Raw genomic sequence first — 21,157 nt, forward strand, 5'->3', positions numbered from 1 at the left:
GAACGAATCCAGGCCGGCCCCGAAGGGCCGGCCTGGAACTCGTCGATACGGATCAGGCGAGGTCGAAGCGGTCGTTGTTGACCACCTTGACCCACGCGGCGATGAAGTCGTTCACGAACTTCTCCTTGGCGTCGTGCTGTGCGTACACCTCGGCTACCGCGCGCAGCACCGAGTGCGACCCGAAGATGAGGTCGTTGGCGGTGGCCGTCCACTTGGCTTTGCCGGAGGACCGGTCGAAGCCTTCATAGACGTTCTCCGCCGACTCGGACGCCTTCCACTCCGTGTTCAGGTCGAGGAGGTTGACGAAGAAGTCGTTCGTCAACACGCCGGGCCGGTCGGTGAACACGCCGTGTTCGGTGCCGCCGTAGTTGGCGCCAAGAGCGCGCAGGCCGCCGATGAGGACCGTCATCTCCGGAGCGGTCAGGTCCAGCATGTACGCCCGGTCGAGCAGCAGGCGCTCCAGCGGAGCCTTCTCGCCGGTCCGCACATAGTTGCGGAATCCGTCGGCCCGCGGTTCGAGCACCGCGAACGACTCCACATCGGTGTTCTCCTGCGTCGCGTCCGTGCGCCCCGGTGCGAACGGCACCGTGACGTCGTGCCCCGCGTCCTTGGCCGCCTTCTCGACCGCCGCGGACCCGGCCAGGATGATCAGGTCGGCAAGGGAGACCTTCTTGCCGCCGGAGGCCGAGCTGTTGAAATCCTGCTGGATCTGCTCGAGCACCGGCAGCACCTTCTCCAGCTCGGCCGGCTCGTTGACCTCCCAGCTCCGCTGCGGCTCCAGGCGGATCCGCGCGCCGTTGGCTCCGCCGCGCTTGTCGGTGCTGCGGAAGCTGGCCGCCGCCGACCAGGCGGTCTTGACCAGTTGCGCAACGGACAGGCCGGACTCGAGGACCTTGCTCTTCAGCGCCGCGATGTCCTGCTCGTCGACCAGTTCATGGTCGACGGCGGGAACCGGATCCTGCCACAGCTGCGGCTCGGGAACCCACGGCCCGAGGTAGCGGCTGATCGGTCCCATGTCGCGGTGCAGCAGCTTGTACCACGCCTTGGCGAACGCCTCGGACAGCTCCTCCGGATGATCCAGCCAGCGACGGGTGATCTCCCGGTAGATCGGGTCTTCCCGCAGCGCCAGGTCCGTGGTCAGCATGGTCGGCGTACGCGCGGGACCATCGAAGGGATCCGGGATGGTGCCCTCGCCCGCGCCGTCCTTGGCCTTCCACTGCCATGCCCCGGCGGGGCTCTTGGTCAGCTCCCACTCGTAGCCGTACAGGTTCTGCAGGAAGCCGTTGCCCCACTTGGTCGGGGTGGAGGTCCAGACGACCTCCAGGCCGCTGGTGATGGCGTCCTTACCCTTGCCCGTGCCGTAGGCGCTCTTCCAGCCCAGGCCCTGCTGCTCGATCGGGGCGGCTTCCGGTTCGGCGCCGACCAGGCTCGCATCGCCCGCGCCGTGGGTCTTGCCGAAGCTGTGGCCGCCGACGATCAATGCGGCGGTCTCCTCGTCGTTCATCGCCATGCGGCCGAACGTCTCGCGGATATCCCGCGCGGCGGCCACCGGATCCGGCTGACCGTTGGGTCCTTCCGGGTTCACGTAGATCAGGCCCATCTGGACGGCGCCGAGCGGACTCGCCAGTTCACGGTCACCGCTGTAGCGCTCGTCGCCGAGCCAGGTGTCCTCCGGACCCCAGAAGACCTCTTCCGGCTCCCAGATGTCCGGGCGGCCGAAGCCGAAGCCGAACGTCTTGAAGCCCATCGATTCCAGGGCCACGTTGCCTGCGAACACCAGCAGGTCGGCCCAGGAGATCTTGTTGCCGTACTTCTGCTTGACCGGCCACAGCAGCCTGCGAGCCTTGTCCAGGTTGGCGTTGTCCGGCCAGCTGTTGAGCGGTGCGAAGCGCTGGGCGCCCTGACCGCCGCCGCCGCGACCGTCGGCGATGCGGTAGGTACCCGCGGCGTGCCAGCTCATCCGGATGAACAGGCCGCCGTAGTGGCCGAAGTCGGCCGGCCACCAGTCTTGCGAGTTGGTCATGATCGCCGCGACGTCGGCCTTGAGGGCATCGACGTCGAGTTTCTTGAACTCTTCGGCGTAGTCGAAATCCTCACCCAGCGGGTTGGCCTTGGACGAGTGGGCGTGCAGCACCGAGACATCGATCTGCTCCGGCCACCAGTCCTTGTTGCTGCGGGGGCGATGTTCCGTCTTCGCGGTCGGGGACGGGATGGCCGGGTTCTCGCTCTCGCTTGCGCTCTTGGTCTTGGTGTCAGGATTGGGTGGGCGGCTATCGGATGACACGGCATTCCTTCCTGAATGAGTGATGGGCTGCGATCACGGATGCGATCGGGAAGCCTGTGATTCCACACAATCGGGACACAGGCCCCAGTAGATGACCTCGGCCTCGTCGATCGAGAACCCGTGATCATCGGACGCGGTCAGACACGGGGCCGCGCCGACGGCGCAATCGACATCGGCGATCACCCCGCATGCCCGGCATACGACGTGGTGGTGGTTGTCGCCGACCCGCGACTCGTAACGTGCCACGGAGCCGGACGGCTGGATACGCCGGACCAGGCCCGCGGCGGTGAGCGCGTTCAACGAGTCGTACACCGTTTGGTGAGACACCTCGGGGAGCCCGGATCGCACGGCGCGGATGATCGAATCCGTGTCGGCATGCGGGTGGTCGTGCACCGCGCTCAGAACCGCGACCCGGGGGCGGGTCACGCGCAGCGAAACTCCCCGCAGCATCTGCTGGAACTCCGAGGCTGTTGCCACGGAAGGAAGTCTTGTCCGTTTTCTGGAACGAGTCAAGAGTCTGGCGTCAAATCGACGCCGAGGTGGGCGGTGACGAGTTCGGTGGCGACCGCCCGCGCGAACTACGTGACGACGAATGTTCCCTTGCCGGGGACGTGTGGGTAATTGGTCGCGATCAGCACTTCGGTCCGGCCGAGACCAGAGGGAATGGTGATGGGTATCCAGTTGCCGTGGACGTTCTCGCCCGATGGCGTGTCGTCGCTCACCCGGACCGGTGGGAGACCGCCGAATTCGCCGGTATCGGAGTTCCGCCAATACACCGTGACCTCGGCGTCGCAAGAGCCGCCGGGGACGTCGGGGGCGAAGACGAACTCCGGACGGATCCAGAGCGTTGGATTGTCGGAGCTGTTGCGGGCGGGATCGTACTGCGCCGCAATCATTCCGATGCCGCTACCGCCGCCTCCGCAGACGGTGCGTGCCGGTGTGACGCCGATGGGAATCGCGGACGATGTCGGGGCGGTCAGCACGAGTGCACCAGCGGCCAAAGTCACTGCCGTCATTACGCGATAGCCCTTCACCGATGCTCCGCTCTGTTATGGGGGCCGAACTGTCTGCCCATGTTTCGTTCGCGATTCGCGAAATGTTAACCAGCGGGGGTGGGGGTCGCGTCCGAGTCTTGCCGTCCATGGAAAGACGGCGAGCGGACACGGGTGCGTGATCCGGTGAGACCAAGGGGCGCAAGGCCGTTGCTCCTGAGCCGGGCGCCGTTGACCGGCCCAGGAGAACGTCTTCCGTCCAGCGCGCGGCGACGGTGGATCAGCCGGCGGCTGCGGAACGCAGGTGGGCGCGTTCGGCGATGCTCGCCAATTCCGCGTTGAAGCGGTCGGCGGCTTCGATGTTGCCCAGATGACCGGTGGGCCACACGTGGTAGGCGGCGAGATGACCGCTGTCGCGCAGCGCGTCGGCGATGCGGCGCGACATGCGCTCGGGCAGCAACCGATCGTGCACGCCCGCGATCACCGTGGTCGGCACCGTCAGCGACGCGGCGGCCTCGGCGAGATCGATGTCGGCGAGCGCGGCGGCGTGCCTGCCGCGGGTGAGCGGCCGGCAGGAGCGCACGATGCCGAGCGCGAACTCCACTTGGTCGGCGGTGGCCTGCTCGGACATGATGCGCGCCTTCATCAGAGCGCTGGCCGGCCAGCCGCCCGGCAGGGGCACCGGTGCGGTGAGCAAGGTCTCGGCGACGATCATCGGCATCCGTACGGTGGCGCCGAGTACGGTGAGCGGCCGGTCGGCCAAGGTCAGCGGCTTGTTCAGCAGCGGGAGCAGATCGGTGTCGTAGCGGATGTTGCCGGAGCTGGTGTTCAGCAGCACGGCCGCGGCCGCTTGCCGCCGCACCTGATCCGGGTAGGCGGAAGCCCATGCCTGCACGGTGATTCCGCCCATGCTGTGGCCCACGAGCACCGCGCGCCGACCCGGGCGCAGCGTGGCGGACAGGACGGCCGCCAGGTCGTCGGCCATCGTCTCCTTGCCCGGCGCGCAGCGGCCGAGTTCGCTCGCGCCGTGGCCGCGCTGGTCGTAGCAGACCACTCGATATCGGTCGGCGAAGGCGTTGATCTGCGGGTTCCAGTACTCGATGCTGCAGCTCCAGCCGTGGATGAGGACGATGACGTCGGCATCGGCGGGACCGTAGGCGTGCACCCGGAGCCGGGCGCCGTCCTTGGTGGTGACCGGAATGACCGCACAGGGTGCGGTAGGGGCGTTCAGAGACGCCGTACGGAAGGTGCGAGACCGCAGTCCGGCACGGTAAGCGGCGGTGAGCGCGCCGTTGCGCGCATCCGCCAGCGTCCTCATCGATTTCACCAGCATCGAGCACTCCTTTGTGTCCTCCGTCACCGTACAGTGCAAGCAAGGCGCTTGCTAGTGCTAGCACTCGGCGACGGAATCCCTGGCTTGTACGAAGGAGTACCCCCAATTCGGTCCGGTCAAAAGATCAATTCCATCGGCACGGTGCTGCGTTCGCTCAGCCGGAGTGGCTGGGCGCGGCGCGGCGAACACGGCTACGGTTGATGCTGTGGACATCGCGCGCACTGCCTCCGGATCCGCGACCGCCGCGGACACCGAGCCGAGGACCCGTTGGCGCGGAGCGGGTCTGCCGCTGCTGGTGGCGGGCGTCGGCGTGGGTGTCGGGGTGCTGCTGCACCTGCGCGATCCCCATGTCGAAGGCTCCTACGGCACCTGCCCGGTCTATGCGCTGACCGGTTGGTATTGCCCCGGCTGCGGCGGGATGCGCGCCGTGCACAACCTCACCGATGGCCAGATCCTCGATGCTCTGCACAGCAATCTGCTCGCGCTTCCCCTGGTGCTCGCGTTCGCCGTGTGGGTGACGGACTGGACCATCCAGGCCTGGCGCGGTCGGCCGATGCGTCTGCCGTCCATCAGCCGGACCACCATGTGGATATTTTTCGGATTGCTGGCGGTCTACACCGTGCTGCGCAACACGCCGTGGGGAACCATGCTCACACCGGTGTAGCCGCCAGGCTGGAGGCAAGTTCCCAATATGAATGATTCGCTGAAGACAAGGGTGCGGGACAAGTTGCTGCGCCAGCTCGCCGAGGACGGCCCCCTCGACACCGAGCACGACGACCCGCGGTTGATCGCGGTGGAAACCGATCTCGACGCGTTGGCGAACGTCGCGGAGGACGATCCGCTCGTCGAAGAGCTGGCCGCGCGCTACCTGGTGTTCTGATCAGGCGATCGACGCGCCGCCGTGCGGCGGCAGCTGGGGCAGCGGTTCGGCGAGCAGCCAGCTTCCCCACAGCGGACGCAGCGGCACCAGGCTGTAGTGTCCCGCGAGGTCGGTGAATTCCTCCGTGGTCACCGAGGAGTGGCGGTAGCGGATGGTCCACTCGCGCAGCAGGTCGAAGAACGCCGAGTCGCCGAGCTCGAGGCGCAGCGCGTGCAAGGTCAGCGCGCCGCGTTTGTAGACGCGGTCGTCGAACATGCGCCGCGGTCCCGGGTCGCCGACGATGATGTCCTGCGGCTGGCGGGACAGATTGTGCCGCGCGGCGCGCGCCAGCTGATCGGCGGTGGGCCCGCCCGCCGCTTCCGACCAGATCCACTCCGCGTAACAGGCGAAGCCCTCGTGCAGCCAGATGTCGCGCCACTGCCGGATGGTCAAGCTGTTGCCGAACCACTGATGGGCCAGCTCGTGTGCGACCAGCCGCTCGGCGCCGCGGCGGCCGTCGCAGTGGTTGGCGCCGAAGATGGAGATGCCCTGCGCCTCGATCGGGATCTCCAGCACGTCATCGGTGACGACCACCGTGTAGCCGTCGAACGGGTAGGGGCCGAACTTCTCGGTGAAGACCTCGAGCATCTGCGGCTGCCGGGCGAAATCGTGGTCGAAGTTCGCGCGCAGCCGGGGCGGAAGGACGGCCTGCATCGGCACCGGAGCGTGTGAGGAACCGATGCGATGCTTGCGATAGTGGCCGATCTGGATGGTCGCCAGGTAGCTGGACATCGGCTCGGATTGCTCGTAGACCCAGGTGGTCTGGCTGGCCTTGGTCTGCTTGCGCAGCAGGGTGCCGTTGGCGAGTGCGTAGTACGGTGAATCGGTGGTTATCGAGATCCGGTAGCTCGCTTTGGAACTCGGGTGGTCGTCACAGGGGAACCACGACGCCGCGCCGTTGGGCTGGCTGGCCACCAGCGCGCCCTCGGTGAGCTCCTCCCACCCGACCTCGCCCCACGGTCCGCGCACCGGCTTCGGGATACCGCCGTACTGCACCACCACCGACAGCGCGCCGCCCGCCGGAATCGGCTGCTGCGGAGTGATCACCAATTTGCCGTGCTGGTGGGCGAATTTCGCGGCCTTGGTCCCGTTGACGAACACCTTCGAGACGGTGAGCGCCTGGGCCAGGTCGAGCGCGAACCGCGGGCGAACGGTGGTGGTCACCGCGGTGATCGTGGCGCGTCCGGTGAGTCGGTTGCCCGCGACCCGATAGGCCAGCTCCAGCTCGTATCGAGAGACCCGGTACCCGCGATTGCCGTTCTGCGGGAGGTACTCGTCGATGGGGGCTTCGTAGAACTTGCCCGCCATCAGCTCGCTCCGGGGTCGCCCGTGAACCAGGGTGCGATCGGGTTGCCCCACCAGCGCGTCGATGCGGGCACCGTGTCGCCGCGCATGACCAGCGAGGCCGGTCCGATGGTCGCGCCATCGCCGATAGCCGAGGCGGGGAGCGCGACGCAGTGCGGCCCGAGGGTGGCGCCCGCGCCGAGGGTGACGCTGTCCATGGCCATGATCCGATCGTGGAACAGGTGGGTCTGCACCACGCAGCCGCGTTCGACGGTCGCGCCGTCGCCGAGAGTCACCAGGTCCGCCTCCGGTAGCCAATAGGACTCGCACCATACCCCGCGGCCGATGGTCGCGCCGAGCCCGCGAAGCCACAGATTCAGTACCGGCGTGCCGGTCGCCGCGCGGGCGAACCACGGCGCGGCAACCGTTTCCACGAAGGTGTCGGAGACTTCGTTGCGCCACACGAACGAACTCCACAGCGGGTGCTCCTCGGCCCCGATCCGCCCCACCAGCAACCATTTGGCGGCCACCGCGCTCGCGCCCGCGACAGCACCGGCCGTCAGCAGCACCACCCCGCTGAGCAGCCCCGCGGCCAAGTGGCCGAACGTTTGTGCGAGCCGGGCCAGCGTAAAAAGCACGCCGAGTCCGATGGCGAAAGTGACCAGAACTGGGAAGAGCCGCAACGTTTCGACGAGGGCGCGGGCGATGCGCAGGCGGGCGGGTGGGTCGAAGGTCCGTGCGGTGTCGGTGCTCTCCGCCGTGCGGCGCAGCCGGACCGGCGGGCTGCCCAGCCAGGACGAGCCCGCCTTCGCCTTGGACGGCGCCGCCGACAGCACCGCGACCAGACCGTTCTTCGGGACGCGGCGGCCGGGGGCGGTCATCCCGGAGTTGCCGAGAAAAGCGCGCTTGCCGACCTTGGCCTCGCCGATGCGCAGCCAGCCGCCGCCGAGTTCGTAACTCGCGATCATGGTGTCGTCGGCCAGGAAGGCGCCGTCGGCGACGGTGGTGAACTTCGGCAGCAACAGCACGGTGGACGCCTCGACGCTCTTGCCGATCCTCGCGCCGAGCAGCCGCAGCCACAACGGCGTGAGCAGGCTCGCGTACAGCGGGAACAGGAAGGTGCGTGCCGAATCCAGCAGCCGCTCGGTGGCCCACGCCTGCCAGCCGACGCGGCTGCGCACCGGGTGGTAGCCCTCGGTCAGTCCGATGCTCAGCAGCCGGACCGCGAGGATGGTGGCCGCCGCGTACACGCCGAGGCTGAGCAGGGTCGCGACGGGCAGGACCGCGAAGGCGCGGACGACGCCAGCGCCGAGCGTGCGGGTATCGCGGATGACCCAGGCGAGGAACGCGCCCCCGGCGCCGAGGCCGAGAATCGGCATGGCGGCCAGCGCCATCGACGTGACGCCGAAGACGCCGACCCAGTGCCGGGCCCGGTCGGGCGTCCGCGTCGGCCAGCGATGCTGCGCCTTGCCGATTTTCACCGCGGGTGAACCCGCCCACTCCTGGTCGGCCTTCACCTTGCCCGACACCGCGGAGCCCGGCGCCACCTCGGCGTTCTTGCCGATCTTCGTGCCGGGGAGCAGGATCGAGCGCGAGCCGACCACCGCGCCGGGGCCGATGGTGATCGGGCCCAGATGCACCACGTCACCGTCGATCCAGTAACCGGACAGGTCGACCTCCGGCTCGACGCTGCATCCGTCGCCGAGCTCGAGCATGCCGGTCACCGGCGGCAGGGTGTGCAGGTCGACGCCCTTGCCGACTTTCGCGCCGAGCGCCCGCGCGAACGGCACCATCCACGGCGCGCCGGAGAGGTTCTCGGCGCCGCTGGCCTCCGATAGGCGAACGGCGGCCCACAGGCGCAGATGCACCGAGCCGCCGCGCGGATAGCGGCCCGGTCGGACGCCGCGCAACAGCAGTCGTGCGCCCGCCACGCAGATCGCCATGCGGCCGGGCGGCGAGATGAACAGCAGGAACGCGGCGAGAGTCCACCACCAGGACAGCTGCGGCAGCCACGGCAGCGAGCCGGACCAGGCCGCGATATTGCCGACAATCGCCAGCCAGGTGAGCCACTGCAACCCGGTGAGCGTGGTCAACGGGACGGTGGCGAGCACCTGCGCCGCCTGCGCGGCCCGCGGCGTCGGGCGCACCGCACGGTCGGCGACGGCGACCGCGGGCGTGGTTTGTTCGAGCAGCTCGACGAGGGCGCCGAGGCGCGGATGGTCGTAGAGATCGGCGACGGCGATCTGCGGATAACGTTCGCGCAGGGCGGCGACCAGTTGCGCGGCCGCGAGCGAACCGCCGCCCAGATCGAAGAAGTCGGCGTCGAGATCGCCGACCTCGCCACCGAGAATCGAGTCCCATAGTCCGGCAACCCATTGCGCCGTGCCGGTCAGGTCGTTGTCGTCGTCGTCCTCCGCGGCGCCCGGCGGCGGCCACGGCAGCGCGTCGCGATCCACCTTGCCGGAGGTGCGCGTCGGCAGCTCGTCGACCACCGCGAGCCGGGGAACCAGCGGGGCCGGAAGCTGTTCGGTGAGAATGGCTCGTGCGGCCTTGGCGTCGAAGTCCGGTCCCGGCCCGGTGAGGTAGCCGACCAGTACCCTGTTGCCCGCCTTGGTAGTTCGGATCGCGGCGGCGGCACCGGTCACACCGGGTAGGTGCTGGAGCGCGTTGTCGATCTCGCCGAGCTCGATGCGGCGTCCGCCGAGCTTGATCTGATCGTCGGCGCGGCCGAGGAAGACCAGGCCCGCGCTGTCGTTGCGGACCAGGTCGCCGCTGCGGTAGGCGCGATCCCAGCCCACCGACGGCAGCGGCGCGTACTTCTCCGCGTCTTTGACCGGGTCGAGATAGCGCGCCAGGCCGACACCGCCGATCACCAATTCGCCGGATTCGCCCGCGGACACCGGATTTCCCGCCTGATCCACCACGACGAGATTCCAGCCGTTGAGCGGCAGCCCGATCCGGATCGGCCACTCGCCGTTCAGCCGTGCGGCGCAGGCGACGACCGTGGCCTCGGTGGGGCCGTAGGTGTTCCATACCTCGCGGGTCGATTCAGCGTCTCCGGCAAGGCGTTCGGCGAGTTCCGGCGGGACGGCCTCGCCGCCGAAGATCAGCAGGCGCACCGCCTCCAGCGCCTCGACCGGCCAGGTCGCCGCCAGGGTCGGCACCGTCGAGACGATGCTGATCTCCCGCCGCACCAGCCAGGGGCCCAGGTCGGCGCCGGTGCGCACCAGGTCGCGCGGGGCGGGCACCAGGCAGGCGCCGTTGCGCCAGGCCAGCCACATCTCCTCGCAGGAGGCGTCGAAGGCGACCGAGAGACCGGCGAGAACCCGGTCACCGGGGCCGATCGGGGCGTGGCGGAGGAACAGGTCGGCTTCGGCGTCGACGAACGCGGCGGCGTTGCGGTGGGTGACCGCAACACCTTTCGGGGTTCCGGTCGATCCGGAGGTGAAGATGATCCAGGCGTCGTCGCCGGGGGCCGGGAGGGCCGACCAGGTGTCCGCATTCTCGTGTTGCTCCGCGGCGCGGATACCAGCGGCCGTGGTCTCGATGCCTTCGGCGGTCACGATCGCGGTGACCTGGGCTTCGCCGAACACCAGCTGGGCGCGCTCGTCCGGGTCGTCGGCGTCAACCGGCACGTAGGCGGCGCCGCTGTAGAGGACCGCGAGGATGGTGACGTAGAGCCCGCGGGTACCGGACGGCATGCGCACGCCGACCCGGTCGCCGGGGCGCACGCCCGCCGTGGCGAGGCGGGCCATGATCTTCTCGACCTCGACGACCAGCTCGAGGTAGGACAGCACCGCCTGGCCGTCATCGATCGCGGGCGCGTCGGGATGCGTGAGTGCGGTCGCGGTCAGGATGTCGACCAGCGTCCTGGGCTGGGGCGCACGGTCGCCCCGCGATAACGGGCGCGCGGGCGCGTCGACCTCTGTTCGGAGCATGGTGCTCAGCGAACCTCCCATCGACCTGCCTCGCACTTTCCGTTGTCGCGCCATAGTGGGTTACCGAGGGCAAATGCCCCGATTGGCCAGTTGTCCACGGTACTGGGTTTGTTTCCGCGGCGCCCGCGGCGCTGCTGGAACGGAATGCTCGTCGCACTTCGCTCGAGAACGGCGGCTGAGCCGGTGGTTGTGGCGGCGGTAACAGGGATCGGGCTCCGCTGCTTGCTGGTAGCTGGAGAAGGGGTGATTGTCGGGGCCAACTCTCTCGCTGAAAGATCGCGAATCGGGGGGCGACCGGCTGCGAACAGATAACGCTTGGTTTTCCTGCCGGAAAAAGTTCGGTGCATTGTGGTTATCTGTGAGCCGAGCGCGGATTCGCTCGGATTTCGGGACGCTGCTGCACGTTTGCGGTATTCACTCGATGCGGCTTTGTCGTGGATGAGGTGGTGATGTATTCGGGGCAAGTGCGATTCGGTGGATGTGGGTTCGATCGAGAATGGCGCTCGGAGGAATTGGCCGGGGTGTTCGGGTGGATCGCGAATGTGCTTGTGACGATTCGCGTCTGTGGTCATGTCCCGATCGGGATGTGTCGGCGCGCGGTTGACAGCGCCGGGCCGCTTCTGCCAATCTCGGATCAGGTCATGAGTGCCAGCGCCAAGCCCCGGCTTGCTGGCCGGCAACCCTCCTCCGCGGTGGGGTGCTCCGGGTGACGACCCGGCCGACGTCCAACCGGGCGCGGCAAGCGCGGACTCGACGAATCATTCGATCGCGGGTCCCTTAGCCGACGGGATTCACGTGATGACTACTGCTGTCGACAACATCTGTGCCGCACTCGCCCGAGTCTCCGGCGACGAACTGCTGGTGCCGCTCGTGCAGGGCGGAACGGCGATCTACGCCAACTTCGACTACGCCGCGAGTGCGCCGGCGTTGGCCGAGGTCACCGACCGCGTGCAGCGACTGCTGCCGTTCTACGCGAGCGTGCACCGCGGCGCGGGTTACGCCTCGCGGATCTCCACCGAGTGCTACGAGGCCGCCCGCGGATCGGTGGCCAAGTTCCTCGACGCCGCCGACGACCAGGTGGTGGTGTTCACCCGCAATACCACCGACTCGCTGAACCTGCTCGCGTCCTGCGTGCCCGGCGACACGGTGGTGCTCGATATCGAGCACCACGCCAACTTCCTGCCGTGGACCAGGCGCGGCCGCCGCGTCGTGCGGGCGGCCGACACCATCGAGGAGACCGTCGGCAGGCTGGTCGCCGAGTTGTGCAGCAAGCCCGCCGCATTGCTCGCGGTGACCGGCGCGTCGAACGTCACCGGCGAGGTGCTTCCGCTGGAGCGGCTGGCCACCATCGCGCACCAGTGCGGCGCCCGCATCCTGGTCGACGCGGCCCAGCTGGCTCCGCACCGCCGGATCAGCCTGCGCGACATCGGAATCGACTACCTGGCCTTCTCCGGTCACAAGCTGTACGCGCCGTTCGGCGCGGGTGTGCTGGTGGGCAAGCGGGATTGGCTCGACGCGGCGCAGCCCTATCTGTCCGGCGGCGGGGCGGTGCGTGCGGTGAGCACGACCGAGACCGAGTGGGCGCCCGCTCCACAGCGCCACGAGGGCGGGTCGCCGAATGTGCTCGGCGCCGCCGCGCTGGCCGCCGCTTGTGACGCGCTGTGTGCCATCGACGCCGAAACCCTTGCCGCCCATGAACAGCGGCTCGCCGACCGGCTCCGCGACGGCCTCGCCGCGATCCCGGGTGTGCGCCTGCTGCGCATCTGGTCCGACAGCCCCGACTCGGTCGGTATCGTCGCCTTCACGCTCGACGGATTCGTCCCCGGTCAGGTCGCCGCCTATCTGTCCGCCGAACACGGCATCGGCGTGCGCGACGGACGTTTCTGCGCCCACCCGCTACTCGCCCGCCTCGGCCTGGACGGTGCCCTGCGCGCCAGCATCGGCCTCGGCACCACCTCCGCCGACGTGGACCGCCTCATCGACGCCGTGTCCACCCTCGTGACCACCGGCCCCACGTGGGAATACGCCGCCACGAACGGCCTGTGGAACCCCACCCCCGAAACCCGCCCCTTCTCCTCCACCGCCCCCACCGGCGCGGCCCCCTGCCTGGTCGGCTGAGGACGCCGGGCCGAGCAGCGGTTGCCGGATCCTATCGGCGTATCCGGCAACTCGACCTCGAGGTGGACCTCAATCGCCCAGCGGCGTCGGGCGGTAGTAGCGGCCGTTGTAGTAGAGCAGCGGGGCCGCGGCGGGTTCTTCGTCGGTGTTGTCGTGGACCCGGGTGACCAGGCCGACGACGAAGGTGTGGTCGCCGATGGGGATGAGCTGGTGCACGGCGGTGCGCAGCCAGATGGGGGTGCCGTGCAGGACCGGTTCGCCGGTGTCCAGGGAGGTCCACAGGGAGCGGTCGGTGAATCGCTCCTCGGCGGCGCGGGAGAACCGGTGGGCCAGGTGCTGCTGGTGTTCGCCGAGGAAATGGATGACCACGGAGTCCGCGTCCAGCATGGCGGTCAGGCTGGAGGACGTGTGCGCGATGTTGAACGAGACCAGCGGCGGGTCCAGTGACAGCGAGGCGAAGGAGGTGGCCGTGAAGCCGACCGGCCCGCGCGGCGAACTCAGCGTGACGACGGTGACGCCCGCGGGGTAGTGGCGCATGGAGGCGCGATACTGCTCGGCGGTGATGCCGCTGAGATCGTCGGGGACCTGGAGTTCGGTCTCGGGCCGCGGTGCTTCTGTCACAGGACGAAACTACGCCGGGCCTGCGAGCCGGTGTGGAGCGCGTGGTGCTGGAGGCGGCCCACCGGTTCAGTCCACGTCGATCGGAAGACCCGCGGTGATCCGCAGCAGCTCCGGGAACGACGTGCGGAAAATCGTGTTCGGGTGGCCGCCCGCGGCCCAGAGTTCGCGATGTCGCGACAGCGCGTTGTCCACCCAGGTCGGCAGGTTGGTCGGATGGCCGACCGGCGCGACACCGCCGATCGGCTGGCCGGTGACCTCGCGCACCAGCTTGGCGGGGGCGCGGGTCAGCGTGCCCTCCAGGCGCGCGCCGGTGTTCGCCAGGTCCACCTGGTGCGCCCCGGAGACCAGCAGCAGCACCGGGTCGTCGTCGAGCAGGAAGACCAGTGATTTCGTGATCGCGCCCACGTCGACGCCGAGCGCTCTGGCGGCGTCCGCGGCGGTGTGCGTCGGCTCCGGCTGAGCCATGATCAGGCCGTGGTGACCTCGGGAGATGAGGGTGTCGGCGACCCGGCAGGCGACCGGTGGCAATGACGACCTGCGCATCCCACCAGGGTAGAGCGATTGCGGGCGGTACGCCGGGCGAGTCGCGCCGCCGACTCAGTATTCCGGATAGCCCTCGCTCGGGCCGAGCATCCCGGCGATCCGGGCACGGGTGATGCGCGCGAGCTGAGCCAGGTCGCGCGGCGAGACCTGCTCGTGCACAAGCGCTTCGAAGGCGCGGTCGACATCTCGCTGGGACAGGGCGAGCAGCTCGACATCCGCCTTGGTGAGCAGCGCGTCCCGGTCGGGATAGGGGCGGGCGTCGGTGAGCTTCGCCGCCCACGTGACGTTGCAGCAGCATTCGTACAGTGCGTGAATCGCGCGGCCACGCGGCATTTCATTGAACCGGTCCAGCCCGATTCCGCGATGCATCAGCATGATCTCCTCCGAACCCGAGAAATGAGGTTTGCTGACTCGACCATGATCCGGCCTGCGCGGAACCGGGAACCAGTGCGCTGCCGCTAATTTGCACAGGATTTACACGCTGCGAGGTTTGCGCGGTATGCACTTGCCGCCGAGATGGCCCGGCCCGGGGTTCCGGTCTCCCATTCTCTCGATACGCTGTACAAATGACAGATTGGCAGGCTTTCACCGTCGAAACCAAGGACAACGTCGCGCAGGTGACGCTGACCGGTCCCGGCAAGGGCAATGCGATGGGCCCGGATTTCTGGCGCGAGTTGCCGGAGATCTTCCACGCGCTGGACACCGACCCCGAGGTCCGCGCGATCGTGCTGACCGGTTCGGGCAAGCACTTCTCCTACGGACTCGACCTGCCCGCGATGAGCGGCACGTTCGGCCCGCTCATGGCCGATCGCGCCTTGGCCGCGCCGCGCACCGACTTCCTGATCGAGCTGCGCAAGATGCAGGCTTCGGTCACCGCGGTGGCGGACTGCCGCAAGCCGGTGATCGCCGCGGTCTCCGGGTGGTGCATCGGCGGTGGGCTCGACCTCATCGCGGCCGCCGACATCCGCTACGCCAGCGCCGACGCGAAATTCAGCCTGCGCGAGGCGAAGGTCGCGATCGTCGCCGACATCGGGTCGCTGCACCGGCTGCCCGGCATCATCGGCGAGGGGCACCTGCGTGAGCTCGCCTACACCGCCAAGGACATCGATGCCGCGCGCGCGGAGAAGATCGGCCTGGTCAACGAGGTCTTCCCGGATCAGGAGGCGGTGCTGGACGCGGCACACGCCACCGCGCGCGAGATCGCCGCGAACCCGCCGCTGGTCGTGCAGGGTGTCAAAGACGTGCTGGATCAGCGGCGCAAGGACGAAGTCGCCGCCGGTCTGCGCTACGTCTCGGCGTGGAATGCCGCGTTCCTGCCCTCCGAGGACCTGACCGAGGCGATCAAGGCGGTCTTCGAGAAGCGCGCGCCGGAGTTCCGCGGCAAGTGAGTCCGACGGCGCGTCCGGGCCGGACCGGACGCGCCGTGCCGACCCGGCCGGGCGTGAAGGGTGGGGAAGGTGATTCGCCCCAGGGTTGCGTTTCCGTCACCCTAGGGGTGGCTGTGCGGGGCGGCGATCGCCCATAACGTTCGTGATGTCAGAAATTCCGCCCCGCATTCAGGAGCACGAACAATGCGCATCAAGTCCATCCTCGCCGCTGGTCTTCTGGCCACCGCCGCCGTCGCCGGGGTGTCGACGGCAGCTTCGGCCTCGGCCGCGCCGGTCTACCAGGACGTCGCCTATGGCGGCACCTACGTCGGCACCTACGCCACCTTCGACGCCTGCCGCGCCGACGGCATCTCGCCGAGCACCGGCGGCTACTACTGGGAGTGCGTCGAGACCTACGGCGGCTGGGACCTCTACATCTACTACTGAGCCACCTGTCACTGAGAAGGGACATCCGGTATCCGGATGTCCCTTTTCGCTTTTCGGTCCTCGACGGATTACGGAAAGCTCGAGCCCGGCAGCCGCGATTGCACCGCGAACCCCGGTGTCCGGGACGCCGCCGCACGCGACCACATCGGCGCAGCCCCCGCTTTCGAGCGAAGCGAGATCGAGCATTGTCCGTTCGCGGCCCGGCTCGTGTCCGAGTGGCCGCCGCGCAAGCGACGAAGTCGCAAGCGGCGGTCGCTCGGACACGAGCCACAAGGTGGCCGTGAACACGCAGCGCCGCAGGCGCTGCACATCAATGAGAGCCTTGGTCCTTCAGGCGCTGGATGGAAGCCTCCACCTCGGCCTCGGCCTCGGCGCGGCCGACCCACTCCGAACCCTTCACGTACTTGCCGGGCTCGAGGTCCTTGTAGCGCTCGAAGAAGTGCTTGATCGCGGCCAGCTCGAACTCCGGGACGTCCTTCAGATCCTGGATGTGGTCCCAGCGCGGGTCACCCGCGGGCACGCACAGGATCTTGTCGTCGCCGCCCGCCTCGTCGACCATCTTGTACATCGCGACCGGACGGGCCTCGACGATCACGCCGGGGAACACCGAGTCGGGCAGCAGGACCAGCGCGTCCAGCGGGTCACCGTCCTCGCCGAGGGTGTTCTCGATGTAGCCGTAGTCGGCGGGATAGACCATGGACGTGTACAGGAACCGGTCGAGCCGGACCCGGCCGGTCTCGTGATCGACCTCGTACTTGTTCCGGGACCCCTTCGGGATCTCGATGGTGACGTCGAACTCCACGCCATCTCCTTCACTGCATCGGTGCCGAGCCCGGCGACTCGGCTTCTTTTCGGCGACTGCCGACTCGGCCGCTGCGGAGTGTGCCGACTCGCCAGGTTGTTCGGGGGAACGGTTGCGCAACGAGGATAGTGTGGTCGGCGGGGAGATGGGTGCGGCAGGCGGCTGCTGCGGGAATCGGTCAGGAGAGCGGCGGCGACGTGTTTGGTGGCAACGAGAACATCGGTGGGCTGGCTGCCCGGCGGCGGCGCAACAGATCGATCGGCGTCGCGGTCACGCTGGGAGTTCTGCTCGGGGTCGTGGTCGTGGCGCTTTTCACAGTGCGGCCGTGGACGGCCGAATTCCGGCACGGCAGGCTGACCATCGCCGCCCCGCCCGCGCCGGTCGAGCCGTCGCCACAGGTCGGCCCGGCACGCTCGAACGCCTCCGCGCCGAGTCCGGCCGGGATCGCCGCGGCGCTGGCCCCGGTGCTCGGCAATCCGGATCTCGGCGCGTTCGCCGGTCAGGTGACCGATGCCGACAGCGCCATGGTGCTGTGGAGCGGCGACGCGAACAAACCCATGATTCCCTCCTCCACCGCCAAGATCCTCACCACCGCGGCGGCCCTGCTCACGCTGCCCGCCGAGCACCGGGTGACCACCAAGGTGGTCGCCGGTTCGACGCCGAACGAATTGGTGCTGGTCGGCGGCGGCGATCCGACGCTCACCGCGCAGCCGGACGGCAAGGGCTATTACCCGAACGGGCCGCGCCTGTCCGATCTGGTGGCGCAGATCAAAGCTTCCGGCCGACCGGTGGACACGATCGTCGTCGACACCTCCGCCTACACCGGTCCGACCATGGCTCAGGGCTGGGACCCGATCGACATCCCCGAGGGGTCGATCGCGCCGATCGAGCCGGTGATGCTCGATGGCGGGCGCCTGCAACCGCTCGTCGAATACTCACCGCGCACCGCCACGCCCGCACTGGACGCGGGACGGCGCCTGGCCGCCGACCTAGGGCTCGATCCCGCTCTGGTCAGGATCGGTGCGGCGCCGCAGGGCGCCGCCGAGATCGCCAGCGTGCGGTCGGCGCCGCTGCGCGATCGGCTGCGCGACACGATGGTGTACTCCGACAATGTGCTCGCCGAGGCGATCGGACGGGAGATCGCGACGGCGACCGGCGGCGAGGCTTCCTTCAGCGGCGGGGTCGCCGCGGTGCGGGCGGCGCTGAGCACGGCCGGTTTCGATCTCACCGGCTTGGATATGCACGACAGCAGCGGGCTTTCGGTCGACGATCGGATTCCGGCCCGGCTGCTCGACCGAGTCGTGGCGACCGCGGCCAAGCCCAGCGGCGCGGCCGTGGTGCAACCGGCGGGCACCAAGGCCAAGCCGGAGAACGACCGGATCGCGGCGACCTTGGCGCCGATGCTCGACGATCTGCCGGTCGCGGGTGCAACCGGCTCGCTGACCAGCCGATACGTCACCAGGGACCGGCAAGGCGCCGGCTGGGTGCGGGCCAAGACCGGAACTCTGTCGGTGTCCAGCGCGTTGGTCGGATATGTGCTGGACGCCGATGGGCGGGTGCTGACCTTCGCTCTGATGTCGAACGATCGACCACCGGAGGTGAGCAGGCCCGCGTTGGACGCGATCGCAGGCACGCTGCGAAACTGTGGATGCTCATGACGGGTGGTTGACCATGACCCAGCAAGATTCCGGCCCCGTGGGCGCGGTCGAGCGGCGGAAGGGTCGTACGGGTCTGTCCGGCGTTGTCGATTGGCGCTTGGCCGCGAAGACCGGTTCCGCCCTGGTGCCAGCGGGTCCGCGCACGTCGCGCTACTCGGCTGAGCAGGTCGTCGCGGAACTGGCCGACGCATCCGTCCGCGCCGAAGCGCCGGTGCGCGAGGTCAGCGGATTGCTGGACGACCGCCCGGTGCCCGCCGCCAGGATCGTCGACCGGCCCGGCTGGATCACCGCCGCCGCCGACTCCATGGCCGAGCTCACCGGCACCGGCGGCGCACCCGCGGCGACCAGGCTGTTCGCGGGCAAGCCCGCCGGTGTGCAGGCGGGCGCGATGCTCGCGTTCCTGTCCACCGCGATCCTCGGCCAATACGACCCGTTCACGGGGGCCGACGGCACCCTGCTGCTGGTCGCGCCGAACATCGTGGCGGTGGAGCGCGCGCTCGGGGTGTCGACGAGCGATTTCCGACTCTGGGTCTGCCTGCACGAGGTGACGCATCGAGTGCAGTTCTCCTCCGCGCCGTGGCTGACCGAATACATGCGCGCCAACGTCGAAGTGCTCGGCGAAGTCGGTGACGAGCCGCTGGCCGAGATGCTGTCCCGGCTGGTCGAGGAGGTGCGCGAACGTCGGCGCGGCGGTGTCCCCGACGACCCGGCCGCGCGTGGGGTGGTCGGCCTGCTGCGCGCCACCCAGGCGCCGCCGCAGCGCGAGGCGCTCGACCGCCTGCTCATGCTCGGCACCCTGCTGGAAGGGCACGCCGATCACGTCATGGACGCGGTGGGTCCCGCGGTCGTTCCGTCGGTGCAGCAGATCCGCACCGCGTTCGATCAGCGCCGCAGGCGTCCGACCAACCCGCTGCAACGCCTGCTGCGCGCCCTGCTCGGCGTGGACGCGAAGGTCGCGCAGTATGTGCGCGGCAAGAAGTTCGTCGACGAGGTGGTCGGCAGCGTCGGCATGACCCGGTTCAACACGGTGTGGTCCGAGGCGGACGCCCTGCCGCGCACCGACGAGATCGAGAACCCGCAGCGGTGGATCGAACGGGTGCTGGGGTAGATCGCTCGGAGATCCCGATCGGTACGCCGTGGCGGTAGGCTGCGCGCATGGGGCGTGCGCCAGGAACCACACCCGGGCGCTCGGGTTCGGAGGCCGGGTCATCGGGTTCTGGGGGGCCGCCTGCGTCCGATGCCGCCAGGCGTCTGCCGGAGACCCCCGCCGTGCTCGCCGTCCGCAGGGCGATGCGGGAGTGGCTGAGTCGGTTCGGTCCAGGCGAGACCGAGGAGCAGGCGGTCGCGGTGGCGCTGTCCGGCGGCGCGGATTCGCTGGCGCTCACCGCGGCGGCGGTGGTGGAGACGAACGCGGTCGACGCGCTGGTGGTCGATCACCGGTTGCAGCCAGGATCCGGTGCGGTCGCCGCCGAGGCGGCGGCACAGGCGCTCGCGCTCGGCTGTCGGTCCGCACGCGTGATCGCGGTCGAGGTCGGCACCGAGGGAGGGGTGGAGGCGGCGGCGCGCCGGGCTCGATACGCCGCACTGGACGCGGCGCGCAACGGTCTGCCGGTGCTGCTCGGCCACACGCTCGACGATCAAGCCGAAACCGTGCTGCTCGGCCTCGCGCGCGGCTCCGGTGGGCGCTCGATTCAGGGCATGTCCGCGTGTGCCGAGCCGTGGGGGCGGCCGTTGCTCGGTGTGCGCAGGGAGACGACCCGGCAGCTGTGCGCGGATCTGGGGGTGACGCCGCACGACGACCCGCACAACGTCGCGCCGGAGTTCACCAGGGTTCGCCTGCGGACCGAGGTAATGCCGCTGCTGGAGGAGATTCTCGGCGGCGGGGTGGCCCCGGCGCTGGCCCGCACCGCCGAGCAGCTGCGGGAAGACGGCGCGGTGCTCGACGCGCTCGCCACGGAACTGCTGCACACCGCGAGTGATGGGCAAACGCTCGTGATCGAGACGCTCGCCACTGCGCCCGCGGCCCTGCGGAAACGGGCAATTCGGGCATGGCTGCTGGCGGGCGGCGCGAAAGCCCTGACCAACAAGCATTTACAGGCCGTCGACGAGTTGGTGACCGCTTGGCGTGGCCAGGGCGGTGTCGCGGTCGGTGGAGGAACGCCCGGCAGCAGGTTGGTCGCCGGGCGCGAACATGGCAGGCTGACACTGCGGCTGGGCGAGGATGGCCATCGGAGGCGATGACGCAGACTCCACCGGCCCATCGGGCTTCACCACCACGGAAGGAATCCAGCTGACGTGTACGGGGACGACATCGCGTCGGTACTGATCACCGAGGAACAGATCGCCGCCAAGACCCAGGAGCTGGCCGAACTCATCGCCAAGCGCTATCCCGCCGATGCGCCCGAGGGCGATCTCCTGCTGGTCGGCGTGCTCAAGGGCGCGATCTTCTTCATGACCGACCTGGCCAAGGCGCTGCCGATCCCGACCCAGATGGAGTTCATGGCCGTCTCGTCCTATGGGTCGTCCACCTCGTCCTCCGGCGTGGTGCGCATCATGAAGGACCTGGACAAGGACATCGCCGGTCGCAACGTCCTGATCGTCGAGGACATCATCGATTCCGGGCTCACCCTGTCCTGGCTCAAGCGCAACCTGTCCACCCGCAACCCCGCGTCGCTCGAGGTGGTCACCTTGCTACGCAAGCCCGACGCGCTACGCACGCACGTGGACGTCGCGCACGTCGGCTTCGACATCCCGAACGAATTCGTCGTCGGCTACGGTCTCGACTACGCGGAGCGCTACCGGGACCTGCCCTACATCGGCACGCTGGACCCGAAGGTCTACGGGGGCTGAC

19 protein-coding genes and 1 riboswitch are annotated in these 21,157 nt (G+C 69.1%); of the genes, 9 read left to right on the forward strand and 10 right to left on the reverse strand.

Translation table 11 applies throughout. From position 1 onward, the window contains the following. Positions 1-52 precede the first annotated feature (52 nt). From katG to ON34_RS01590, 4 genes are all read right to left on the reverse strand, one after another. Positions 53-2,284, reverse strand: coding sequence for a catalase/peroxidase HPI (katG, locus tag ON34_RS01575; RefSeq protein WP_040773175.1), 2,232 nt, complete (start codon positions 2,282-2,284; stop codon positions 53-55). Positions 2,285-2,317: 33 nt separating this feature from the next. After that, positions 2,318-2,734 (reverse strand): Fur family transcriptional regulator, encoded by a 417-nt coding sequence (locus ON34_RS01580; protein ID WP_040773177.1) that lies wholly within the window; start codon positions 2,732-2,734, stop codon positions 2,318-2,320. Positions 2,735-2,862: 128 nt separating this feature from the next. Continuing rightward, positions 2,863-3,300, reverse strand: coding sequence for a hypothetical protein (locus ON34_RS01585; RefSeq protein ID WP_040773179.1), 438 nt, complete (start codon positions 3,298-3,300; stop codon positions 2,863-2,865). A gap of 256 nt (positions 3,301-3,556) precedes the next feature. Beyond that, a complete protein-coding gene (locus ON34_RS01590) occupies positions 3,557-4,609 on the reverse strand; it encodes an alpha/beta fold hydrolase (protein ID WP_040773182.1) in 1,053 nt (350 codons plus the stop codon). A 205-nt stretch (positions 4,610-4,814) separates the two neighbouring features. On the opposite strand from ON34_RS01590, the gene ON34_RS01595 reads away from it, so the two are divergent. Continuing rightward, on the forward strand, positions 4,815-5,273 hold the full coding sequence (locus ON34_RS01595; protein ID WP_040773185.1) for a DUF2752 domain-containing protein: 459 nt from the start codon (positions 4,815-4,817) through the stop codon (positions 5,271-5,273). Between the two features lie 27 nt (positions 5,274-5,300). Next, the gene (locus tag ON34_RS01600; RefSeq protein WP_040773188.1) at positions 5,301-5,489 is read left to right on the forward strand and encodes a hypothetical protein; all 189 of its coding nucleotides are present in this window, start codon (positions 5,301-5,303) and stop codon (positions 5,487-5,489) included. Here the strand turns inward: ON34_RS01600 and ON34_RS01605 are convergent, their stop codons facing one another. Together ON34_RS01605 and ON34_RS01610 are read right to left on the reverse strand one after the other, a co-directional pair. Then, positions 5,490-6,836 carry a M1 family metallopeptidase gene (locus ON34_RS01605; protein WP_083889090.1) on the reverse strand — a complete coding sequence of 449 codons (1,347 nt, stop codon included), beginning with the start codon at positions 6,834-6,836 and terminating at the stop codon, positions 5,490-5,492. Further along, a complete protein-coding gene (locus ON34_RS01610; protein WP_040773191.1) occupies positions 6,836-10,750 on the reverse strand; it encodes a Pls/PosA family non-ribosomal peptide synthetase in 3,915 nt (1,304 codons plus the stop codon). Before ON34_RS01610 ends, ON34_RS01605 begins: the two co-directional genes overlap by 1 nt. A gap of 637 nt (positions 10,751-11,387) precedes the next feature. Beyond that, positions 11,388-11,501: riboswitch (SAM riboswitch) on the forward strand. 47 nt (positions 11,502-11,548) lie between these two features. Between ON34_RS01610 and ON34_RS01615 the strand changes: the two genes are divergently transcribed. Continuing rightward, positions 11,549-12,868 carry an aminotransferase class V-fold PLP-dependent enzyme gene (locus ON34_RS01615; protein WP_040773194.1) on the forward strand — a complete coding sequence of 440 codons (1,320 nt, stop codon included), beginning with the start codon at positions 11,549-11,551 and terminating at the stop codon, positions 12,866-12,868. A 69-nt stretch (positions 12,869-12,937) separates the two neighbouring features. On the opposite strand, the gene ON34_RS01620 is transcribed toward ON34_RS01615, so the two are convergent. The 3 genes from ON34_RS01620 to ON34_RS01630 form a co-directional block, all read right to left on the reverse strand. Continuing rightward, positions 12,938-13,489 carry a flavin reductase family protein gene (locus ON34_RS01620; RefSeq protein WP_040773196.1) on the reverse strand — a complete coding sequence of 184 codons (552 nt, stop codon included), beginning with the start codon at positions 13,487-13,489 and terminating at the stop codon, positions 12,938-12,940. A 66-nt stretch (positions 13,490-13,555) separates the two neighbouring features. Next, on the reverse strand, positions 13,556-14,032 hold the full coding sequence (locus ON34_RS01625) for a YbaK/EbsC family protein (protein ID WP_040773198.1): 477 nt from the start codon (positions 14,030-14,032) through the stop codon (positions 13,556-13,558). A 54-nt stretch (positions 14,033-14,086) separates the two neighbouring features. Then, a complete protein-coding gene (locus ON34_RS01630; protein WP_245547839.1) occupies positions 14,087-14,401 on the reverse strand; it encodes a 2-oxo-4-hydroxy-4-carboxy-5-ureidoimidazoline decarboxylase in 315 nt (104 codons plus the stop codon). A gap of 197 nt (positions 14,402-14,598) precedes the next feature. Here ON34_RS01630 and ON34_RS01635 point away from each other — a divergent pair, with 197 nt between their 5' ends. Then, positions 14,599-15,420, forward strand: coding sequence for a crotonase/enoyl-CoA hydratase family protein (locus ON34_RS01635; protein WP_040773201.1), 822 nt, complete (start codon positions 14,599-14,601; stop codon positions 15,418-15,420). Between the two features lie 183 nt (positions 15,421-15,603). Then, positions 15,604-15,846, forward strand: a complete 243-nt coding sequence (locus tag ON34_RS01640) for a hypothetical protein (protein ID WP_040773202.1) — start codon at positions 15,604-15,606, stop codon at positions 15,844-15,846. Between the two features lie 310 nt (positions 15,847-16,156). On the opposite strand, the gene ON34_RS01645 is transcribed toward ON34_RS01640, so the two are convergent. Continuing rightward, positions 16,157-16,648 (reverse strand): inorganic diphosphatase, encoded by a 492-nt coding sequence (locus ON34_RS01645; RefSeq protein ID WP_040773204.1) that lies wholly within the window; start codon positions 16,646-16,648, stop codon positions 16,157-16,159. A 197-nt stretch (positions 16,649-16,845) separates the two neighbouring features. On the opposite strand from ON34_RS01645, the gene ON34_RS01650 reads away from it, so the two are divergent. From ON34_RS01650 to hpt, 4 genes are all read left to right on the forward strand, one after another. Continuing rightward, on the forward strand, positions 16,846-18,306 hold the full coding sequence (locus tag ON34_RS01650) for a D-alanyl-D-alanine carboxypeptidase/D-alanyl-D-alanine-endopeptidase (RefSeq protein ID WP_085996995.1): 1,461 nt from the start codon (positions 16,846-16,848) through the stop codon (positions 18,304-18,306). 13 nt (positions 18,307-18,319) lie between these two features. Further along, the gene (locus ON34_RS01655) at positions 18,320-19,414 is read left to right on the forward strand and encodes an Rv3626c family coenzyme F420 biosynthesis-associated protein (protein WP_051022052.1); all 1,095 of its coding nucleotides are present in this window, start codon (positions 18,320-18,322) and stop codon (positions 19,412-19,414) included. Positions 19,415-19,596: 182 nt separating this feature from the next. Continuing rightward, positions 19,597-20,547: a tRNA lysidine(34) synthetase TilS gene (tilS, locus tag ON34_RS01660; protein WP_245547848.1), complete on the forward strand. Its 951-nt coding sequence runs from the start codon at positions 19,597-19,599 to the stop codon at positions 20,545-20,547. A gap of 54 nt (positions 20,548-20,601) precedes the next feature. After that, complete coding sequence (gene hpt, locus ON34_RS01665) at positions 20,602-21,156, forward strand: hypoxanthine phosphoribosyltransferase (protein ID WP_040773205.1); 555 nt, start codon at positions 20,602-20,604, stop codon at positions 21,154-21,156. Position 21,157 lies beyond the last annotated feature (1 nt).

This window comes from Nocardia pneumoniae NBRC 100136 (genome assembly GCF_000308755.1).
Taxonomy (GTDB): domain Bacteria; phylum Actinomycetota; class Actinomycetes; order Mycobacteriales; family Mycobacteriaceae; genus Nocardia; species Nocardia pneumoniae.